General features: G+C 44.8%; 1 protein-coding gene and 1 pseudogene. One reads left to right on the forward strand and one right to left on the reverse strand.

Annotation, left to right across the window (positions count from 1 at the left end):
- The coding region (locus tag ENN47_07680) for a hypothetical protein (protein ID HDP78049.1) at positions 1–669 on the forward strand (669 nt) is incomplete at its 5' end.
- Here the strand turns inward: ENN47_07680 and ENN47_07685 are convergent.
- Positions 666–1805 (reverse strand): annotated as a pseudogene (locus ENN47_07685) (diguanylate cyclase). The gene ENN47_07680 and the pseudogene ENN47_07685 overlap by 4 nt on opposite strands.

A 1805-nucleotide genomic window follows, 5' to 3' on the forward strand; every position in this document is an offset into this window, starting at 1 on the left:
AGACGAGGAGGGGTGTTGCTGAGAAGAGAGCTGAAGATCTACAAGCGCTATGAGCAACTCATCTACTTCCTCTTCTATCCCGTTGTATTTGGTTTGGTTTTCGGCCTTATTTCAGATGACACGGTTACTTCAATATTCACAACGGTTCTCATAAGCACGATTTTCACAACAATTCAATCCGCATTTCTTATGGGAAGAGAGTTCCCTTTCATTGAAACCACGAAGGTACTTCCGATCTCTCTGGGAAAAATGATTGCTTTGAAAGCCTCCTTGCCTGTACTGTTTGGAACAGTTCTCTTTGTGGGAGTTCTCATCACCAGTGTCTTGGTTAGAGGCGGATCTCTAGGCTACCTTGTAGTTGTACCGATAGTCTTCGTACTGTACGTGACGTCTTCTCTGCTTGGCATAAGAGGTGTCTTGAAGTCGCCACCAGATCAGATGGACAATCCAAACGCGTTTATGAGAACGAAGTTCGTTCTTCTCAATCAGGTTATTTGTATGGCTTTGAGTTTCGGCGCAATAATGCCTCTGACAATGATTCTACGTGGTGCTGCAGAGGGTACCGGGAGTGTCTTGATGCTGCTTATCTCGCTTGCATCAGTGGCGGTGGCTCTCTTCATATCTTTTTTCAACTACAGGAGGATCTCTCGGAAGATCAAGAACATCTAGAAAGAAGTATCGTTAATCATTTTCTCAAACATCACGACTAGATCCGGGTCAAACTGAGTTCCGGAACATCTAATTATTTCATCAATAGCTTTCTGTCGACTTCTGGCCTTGCTATAAGGCCTGTCATTTGTCATTGCATCGAAGGCATCGACGATCGAGAGGATTCTGCATTCAACTGGAATTTCTTCGCCTCTAATACCCAGGGGATATCCTCTTCCGTCCCATCGTTCGTGATGTCTCAAAATCAGGTCTGCAACTGAAGAGAGGTCTGGCGAAGATACTGCGATTCTGTATCCCTTCTCAGGGTGGAGTTTCATCACCTTCCATTCATCTTCATATAACGGACCCGGTTTAAAAAGAATGCTATCAGGAATTCCCACCTTCCCAAGATCGTGAACCTGAGCAAACAATGCAAGATCGCTGAGCTGTCGGGTATTGAGACCGGCCCTTTTTCCAAGCTTCAAACAGAGTTTCTGCAGCCTCTTGGCGTGGCCTCCTGAAATCTGATCCTTTTCATCCAGAGTTATCAACAGTGTATTGACCATTTGGCTTCTAACGCTGGAGCTCCTGTAAAGCTTGTCACGGTACATAAGGTCATCGGCAAACTTCAGAGTCTCAAGAAGATTTTGCCCTGGTCCTTTGCTTGTGGCAATTCCCATCGATACACTCAAGTGAGGACCGATGTGATCCATATTGTATCTTTCAACTGTCTTCCGGACTCGCGAAGCGATTTTCTCCGTAGTCTCTTCATCTGTTCTAATTAGAATGACCGCGAATTCATCTCCACCAAATCTCGAGACAACTCCGTCTTTCTGAAGGATGACCTGAGAATCTGTGAAAACTCTACCAGTATCTGATCTCCCCTTGAATGACCCATAGTGTCGTTTATCAGTTTCAAACCATCAACGTCGGCCGATACAATCGAGATAGGATAAAATCTCGACCCTTCCAGTCTCTTCAGCTCTTCCTCAAAATAGACTCTGTTGTATAGATCGGTCAATTTATCGTGAAGAGACATATAATTCATACGTATTTCTGTCTCAATTCGAACAATCGCTTCACGGGCATGGGACATAAGAAGTTCTGCAAGATGTAGTTCTTGTTCGCCGAATTTCGACCTTTCTGAGGACATCGCC

Origin of the sequence: Mesotoga infera, from assembly GCA_011045915.1 — a bacterium.
Taxonomy (GTDB): Bacteria; Thermotogota; Thermotogae; order Petrotogales; family Kosmotogaceae; genus Mesotoga; species Mesotoga infera_D.